Consider the following 6,482-nt stretch of genomic DNA (forward strand, 5'->3'; position numbering starts at 1 on the left):
GGCATGACCTTCTTCCACAGCACCGGGGAGACCTCGTAGCCGTACACGCTCTGCGGCGGGTGGCGTCTGCGGCTGGGTGCCGCGTGCGGTCGGGTGGCGTCCGCGGCGGGTGGCGTCTGCGGTCGGGTGGTGTTGGCGGCTGGGTGCCGCGTGTGGCGGGGCAGCGTTCGCGGCTGGTTGGGGTGTCGGGTCAGGTGGCGTTCGCGGCTGGTTGGGGTGTGCGGGGCGGGTGGCGTTGGCGGCTGGGTGGGGCGTCCGGTCGGGTCGCGTTGGCGGCTGGTTGGGGTGTGCGGGTCGGGGGCGTTCGCGGCTGGTGGCGCGTGTGGCCGAGTGATGCGTGCGGGTCGGGCGGCGGTTGGACTTGGGTCGCGCTCGAGGCCAGACCGGGCCGATCCTTGTCGCTTCGCGAGCAGGGTGAGACTGCGGCTCGCCCAGAAGTTCGGTCGGTGAGCCGGGGACGGATCAGCGGTGGGGGCCGGACGCGTCGGCGTGTTCCCGTGGCCGGCTCGGGTCGAGACGGCCGATCAGGTCGTCGATCTGGCTCACCAGGTCGGCGGCGTGCGGCACGCCCAGTTCGGAGATGCTGGCTCGGATTCGCTCGTCCAGGCGGGCGTGCTCGCGGCGGCCCCGAGCGGTCAGGTACGCCCGAATCCGTCGGCGGTCGATCGGATCGATCCGGCGGAAGGCGAGGTTGCGGTCGACGAGTTGGTCGACCAGCTTGGTGAGGGTGCCCGGCGGCAGCGACGCCTCGATGGACACCTCGCTCATCGGGTGACCCTGGCCATCGGCGAGCAGGCAGAGAACCCTCCACGCCTCGATGCTGATCGCGTCGTCGGCCAGGACGGCGCCCAGCCGGCGGGAGAGCAGCCGTTCGGCGCGGGTGAGCGAGCGCAGCAGGTCGGCTGGCGCCCCGGGCACGTCTGACATGAAACTCCCTGGTCCGGTGGCCCTGTCATGGTAGCGAGTCGTCCCGGTCAGTGGTGAGCGCTGGTCTTCCGTCGTGGGCCGGGCAATCATGTGCTCATGTCCGCGCCGGCACCGCCGTGGCTGACCGTCGACCGTGCCGTGGTCAGCATCGCGCTGGTCTACCCGATGCGCGGGCCGGCCGGCATGTTCGGCCCCACCTGTGAGCTCTGCGCGCAGCTTGCGGTCGAGGAAATCAATAGGTGCGGTGGCGTGCTGGGCCGGGAGGTCCGCCTGGTGCCTGTCGACGGTGGCGCACCGCCGGCCGAGGTGGCCGCCGAGGTCGAGGCGTTGGTGTCGGTGGGGGCGGTACAGGGGGTGACGGGGTGGCACATCTCCTCGGTGCGCCAGGCCTTGGCACCCCGCGTCGCGCACCGGGTGCCCTACGTCTACACCGCACTCTACGAGGGCGGCGAACGCACCGAAGGTGTCTTCCTGACCAGCGAGACGCCCGATGCCCAGCTGTGGCCCGCGATGCGGATGCTCGCCGCCGAACAGGGGGTGCGCCGCTGGTTCGTGGTGGGCAACGACTACGTCTGGCCGCGTCGTACGTCGCGGGCCGCCCAGCGGTACGCGCTGCGCGGCGGTGGGCAGTTGGTGGGCCGGCACTTCCTGCCGTTGGACACGCACGACTTCACCGAGGTGCTACGCCGCATCGAGCACAGTGACGCGGACGCGGTGTTGATGCTGCTGGTCGGTGCCGACGCGGTGCGGTTCAACAGGGCGTTCGCCCGATCCGGCCTGGATCAGCGCTGCCTGCGGCTGAGCACCCTGATGGACGAGAACATGCTGTTGGCCAGTGGTGCCGGCGCGACTCGAAGGCTTTACAGCACCGCGGGTTTCTTCGCGGGTCTTGTCACACAGGAGAACCTCGACTTCCACGGCGAGTTCGCGCGGCGCTTCGGCGTGGAGGCACCGCCGTTGGGCAGTCTGGGGGAGTCCTGCTACGAGGGCGTCATGCTGCTCGCCGCGCTGATCGGCCAGGCCCGCACCCTCGACGTACGGGCCATCGAGACGGCCGCCGACACGGTCGCCTACCACGGGCCGCGTGGGCGGTTACGGCTGCGTCAGCGGCACGTCCGGCAGCGCATCTACCTGGCCGAGGCCGACGGGCTCGACTTCACTGTGCTCGCTCAGCTCTGAACCGGGCACGGCAGTCGGCCCACCCGACTCTTGACAGCGCCACCCGATCCCGTCCTAAGATGCTTCCTGCGTGAAGTATCTGGCCGAGGAGTCAGATCTCACCATTGCGTGCCCACCGTTGGCGGATTCGCCGTCGACCAATGTGGTGGCACATATCCCTGCGTCTTTCCGAACGGCCGACACCGTTTCCTCCCCAACGGTGTCGGCCGTTTTTCGTGTGCGACTCGACGGTCCCCCGGAAACAGTCAATTAAGGACCGGGAAACACGCGCGCAATCATGCCGGTCAACGCTTTCCCTGCCCATATCCGAGCCGGTGCCCTGCGCGGCGTCCACCCGTCGATCTCGGCACCGCCCACGTCAGCTCCATCGGACCGCACCGACCGTCCTTTCGCCACTTGACTGCACCGCAGGGAGAGTAGATGTCATTATTCCGGGGCCGCCGCATCCTGGCGGGTGCCATGACCCTGGTCGCCGCGGCCGCGATGACCGCGTGCGGCAGCAAGACCACCGACGAGGGTGGCGCGACCGGCGTCACCGCCGATGTTTCCGGCGACACCGTCAAGGTGGGCCTGCTCAACTCGCTCTCCGGGACCATGGCGATCAGCGAGGTCACCGTCCGCGATTCCATCATGCTCGCCGTCGACGAGATCAACGCGGCCGGCGGTGTCCTCGGCAAGAAGATCCAGCCGGTCGGTGAGGATGGCGCCTCGGACTGGCCCACCTTCGCGGAGAAGGCCGAGAAGCTCATCTCCGAGGACCGGGTGGCGGCTGTCTTCGGCTGTTGGACGTCGGCCAGCCGCAAGGCGGTCAAGCCGGTGTTCGAGAAGAACAAGGCGTTGCTGTTCTACCCGGTGCAGTACGAGGGACTCGAGCAGTCGCCCTACATCTTCTACACCGGAGCGACGACCAACCAGCAGATCGTTCCCGGGCTGGACTACCTCAAGTCGCAGGGCGCGAAGTCGGTCTATCTGGTCGGTAGCGACTACGTGTTTCCGCGGACCGCAAACAAAATCATCAAGGCGTACGCGGCCGCGAACGGGATGACCGTGCTGGGTGAGGATTACGCGCCGCTGGGCTCCACCGAGTTCGGCACCATCGTGAACAAGGTCAAATCATCCGGCGCGGATGCGGTGTTCAACACGCTCAACGGTGACAGCAACGTCGCCTTCTTCAAGGAGTACAAGTCGGCGGGTCTGAGCGCCGCCGCGATGCCTGTGGTGTCGGTGTCGATCGCCGAGGAAGAGGTCAAGGGCATCGGCACCCAGTACCTGGAGGGCCAGCTGACGGCCTGGAACTACTACCAGACCACCCCGGGCGCGGCGAACTCGAAGTTCGTGGCCGCGTACAAGGCGAAGTACGGCGCGGACAAGCCGACCAGCGACCCGATGGAGGCCGCGTACGTCGGCGTGCACCTGTGGAAGGCAATGGTCGAGAAGGCTGGCGCCTTCGACGTGGAGAAGGTCCGCGCCGCCTCGGACGGGATCACCTTCGACGCTCCGGAGGGGTTGGTCACCGTCGACGGCAAGACCCAGCACATCGCGAAGACCGCCCGGATCGGCAAGATTGGCGCGGACGGCCTGATCACTGAGGTGTGGAACTCCGGCAAGCCGGTCGCACCGGATCCGTACCTCAAGACCTACCCGTGGGCGAGCGGCCTGAGCTGACGACGCCGGCCCGGGCGGAACGCGTTGCCGCGCGCTCCGCCCGGGCCACCCGACCAGCAGTTCGGAGTACCCACCGTGACAGTCCTCTTCGGTCAACTCTTCACCGGCATCAGCATCGGCGCGGTGCTGCTGCTCATCGCGCTCGGCCTCGCGCTGACCTTCGGCCAGATGAACGTGATCAACATGGCGCACGGTGAGTTCATCATGGCCGGCGCGTACACCACCTACGTCCTGCAGCAGAGCATCACCGGCGCTGGCCTGTCACTTGCGGTCGCGCTGCCGGTGGCGTTCGTGGTCGCCGGCACCATGGGTGTCCTGCTGGAGGTGCTGCTCATCCGTCGGCTCTACGCCCGCCCACTGGACACCCTGCTGGTCACCTGGGGTGTGTCACTGATCCTGCAACAACTGGCCCGGGACATCTTCGGCAGCCCGAGCGTGCAGACCCGCGCGCCCGAGCTGCTCACCGGCAACGTGGCGCTGCCCGGCGGGCTGACCATCGCCAACAACCGGCTGTTCATCCTGGCCCTGGCGCTGGCCGCCGTCGCGGCGCTCACCCTGGCGCTGCGACTCACCCCGCTCGGACGTCGTATCCGCGCGGTGGTGCAGAACCGCGACCTCGCCGCCGTTTCCGGTGTCGCCACCTCCCGGGTCGACCGGACGACCTTCTTCCTCGGCTCCGGCCTGGCCGGGCTCGCCGGGGTGGCCCTCACCCTGCTCGGCCCGATCGGCCCGACCATGGGCACCAACCTGATCATCGATGCCTTCCTGGTCGTCGTGGTCGGCGGGATCGGCCAGCTCAAGGGCAGTGTGATCGTCGCCTTCGCCCTCGGCGTGCTCCAGGCCACCGGGGAATACCTGACCACCCTCAGCGTCGCCAAGGTGATCGTGTTCGTGGCGATCGTCGCGTTCCTCCAGTGGCGGCCACAGGGCCTGTTCACCCTGCGGACCAGGAGCCTCGCATGACCGCCGTCACCCCCGCGCCACCCAGCACCGCCGTCCGCCCGGCGCCTGCCGGCGCCGTACCACCGGGCCGCCCCGCCGGCCGCTCGCGGCTACGGACCCTGGCCGGCTTCGCCTTCGGCGCGGCGCTGCTGTTCGCCGTCGCCCCGCTGGTGTTGTCGGACTTCCGGCTGGCCCTGCTCGCCAAGTACCTCTGCGTCGCCATGGTCGCGGTCGGCATCGGGATCGCCTGGGGTCGGGGCGGGATGCTCACCCTGGGCCAGGGTGTCTTCTTCGGCCTCGGCGGCTACGCGATGGCCATGCACCTCAAGCTCGCCGACGCGGGCCCGGGTGGGATGCCCGATTTCATGCAGCTGTACGGGCAACTCGACGAGCTGCCGCCGTGGTGGCGGCCGTTCGCCAGCCCGTGGTTCGCGCTGCCCGCCACGGTGCTGCTGCCGATGGCTGTCGCCTTCGGGCTGGGCTCGCTGGTCTTTCGCCGCCGGGTCCGCGGCGCGTACTTCGCCATCCTCAGCCAGGCGCTCGCCGCCGCGATGGTGATCCTGCTGATCGGCCAACAGGGCACCACGGGTGGCACCAACGGGCTCACCGATATCAAGGGCTTCTTCGGCTACGACCTGGACGACCCGGTCAACCAGCGGATGGTGTACTTCATCATCGCCGGCACATTATTGGCGTTGCTCGCGCTGACCCGTCAGCTGATCCAGAGCCGTTACGGCGAGCTGCTGGTGGCGGTCCGCGACGGTGAGGAACGGGTCCGCTTCCTGGGCTACGACCCGGCGTCGGTCAAGCTTGTGGCGTATGTGGTGGCGGCGGGCATGGCCGGGCTGGCCGGGGCGCTTTTCGTGCCGGCGGTGGGCATCATCTCGCCCGCGCTGATCGGCATCGTCCCGTCGATCGAGTTCGTCATCGGCGTCGCGGTGGGCGGCCGGGCCACAGTGCTCGGGCCGGTGCTCGGCGCGGTGGCGGTGGCCTGGGCGCGTACCGCCCTCTCCGAGCGTTTTCCGGGCACCTGGACGTACCTTCAGGGGTTGCTCTTCGTGGTCGTGGTGGCGTTCCTCCCCGGCGGCCTGGCGTCGCTGTGGGCGTTGGCCCGCCGCCGTGACGTCGCCGCCCGGCCGCAGCGGCGCGGCTGGCTGTCACTGGGTCGCCGACGCGCCGAACGGACGGAGGTGCCTGCGGCATGAGCGGCGAGCACTTGGACGGCTTGTCCGTCCGTGACGTGCGGGTCAGCTTCGACGGTTTCACCGCCGTGGACGGCGTCTCGTTGGAGGTGCCCGCCGGCGACATCCGGTTCCTGATCGGGCCGAACGGCGCCGGTAAGACCACACTGGTCGACGCGATCACCGGCCTGGTCAGGGCCAGCGGTTCGGTCCGGTTCGGTGACCAGGAACTGCTCGGCCGGCCGGTGCACCGGATCAGCCGGCTCGGCATCGGGCGGACCTTCCAGACCTCGACGGTCTTCGAGGAGCTGTCGGTGTTGCAGAACCTCGACATCGCGGCGGGCGCGCGGCGCAGCTGGGCGACCCTGGCCCGCCGCCGACGGGGCGTGCCTGACGAGATCGCCGCCGCGCTGGAGACGATCGGTCTGGCCGAGCGGACCGCGGACCTCGCCGGGACGCTCGCGCACGGCCAGAAGCAGTGGCTGGAGATCGGCATGCTGCTGGTGCAGGACGCGCGACTGCTGCTGCTGGACGAGCCGGTCGCCGGGATGAGCCATGAGGAACGCGACGCCACCGGCGTCCTGTTGG

6 protein-coding genes are annotated in these 6,482 nt (G+C 69.4%); 5 read left to right on the forward strand and 1 reads right to left on the reverse strand.

What is annotated here, in order from left to right:
• Positions 1-462: 462 nt before the first annotated feature.
• Complete coding sequence (locus ABZ749_RS26385; protein WP_357232515.1) at positions 463-927, reverse strand: MarR family winged helix-turn-helix transcriptional regulator; 465 nt, start codon at positions 925-927, stop codon at positions 463-465.
• A 96-nt stretch (positions 928-1,023) separates the two neighbouring features.
• Here ABZ749_RS26385 and ABZ749_RS26390 point away from each other — a divergent pair, with 96 nt between their 5' ends.
• The 5 genes from ABZ749_RS26390 to ABZ749_RS26410 all read left to right on the forward strand — a co-directional run.
• Positions 1,024-2,106, forward strand: a complete 1,083-nt coding sequence (locus ABZ749_RS26390; RefSeq protein WP_357232518.1) for a substrate-binding domain-containing protein — start codon at positions 1,024-1,026, stop codon at positions 2,104-2,106.
• A 420-nt stretch (positions 2,107-2,526) separates the two neighbouring features.
• On the forward strand, positions 2,527-3,771 hold the full coding sequence (gene urtA / locus ABZ749_RS26395) for an urea ABC transporter substrate-binding protein (protein WP_355006684.1): 1,245 nt from the start codon (positions 2,527-2,529) through the stop codon (positions 3,769-3,771).
• A 75-nt stretch (positions 3,772-3,846) separates the two neighbouring features.
• Positions 3,847-4,734, forward strand: a complete 888-nt coding sequence (gene urtB / locus ABZ749_RS26400; protein WP_357232521.1) for an urea ABC transporter permease subunit UrtB — start codon at positions 3,847-3,849, stop codon at positions 4,732-4,734.
• Positions 4,731-5,918, forward strand: a complete 1,188-nt coding sequence (gene urtC / locus ABZ749_RS26405; protein WP_357232524.1) for an urea ABC transporter permease subunit UrtC — start codon at positions 4,731-4,733, stop codon at positions 5,916-5,918. The genes urtB and urtC overlap by 4 nt, the downstream gene beginning before the upstream one ends.
• Positions 5,915-6,482 (forward strand): ATP-binding cassette domain-containing protein (locus ABZ749_RS26410; protein ID WP_357232527.1); only part of this gene is annotated, 568 nt, incomplete at its 3' end. The genes urtC and ABZ749_RS26410, both read left to right, overlap by 4 nt.

It is taken from the genome of Micromonospora sp. NPDC047753, from assembly GCF_040642735.1.
Classification (GTDB): Bacteria; Actinomycetota; Actinomycetes; order Mycobacteriales; family Micromonosporaceae; genus Micromonospora.

What these genes read in the sequence shown, in the direction of transcription:
- urtC (WP_357232524.1), top strand. Translation starts at nt 4,731, where the DNA reads ATGACCGCCGTCACCCCCGCGCCACCCAGCACCGCCGTCCGCCCGGCG.
- ABZ749_RS26385 (WP_357232515.1), bottom strand. Translation starts at nt 927, where the DNA reads ATGTCAGACGTGCCCGGGGCGCCAGCCGACCTGCTGCGCTCGCTCACC.
- ABZ749_RS26390 (WP_357232518.1), top strand. Translation starts at nt 1,024, where the DNA reads ATGTCCGCGCCGGCACCGCCGTGGCTGACCGTCGACCGTGCCGTGGTC.
- urtA (WP_355006684.1), top strand. Translation starts at nt 2,527, where the DNA reads ATGTCATTATTCCGGGGCCGCCGCATCCTGGCGGGTGCCATGACCCTG.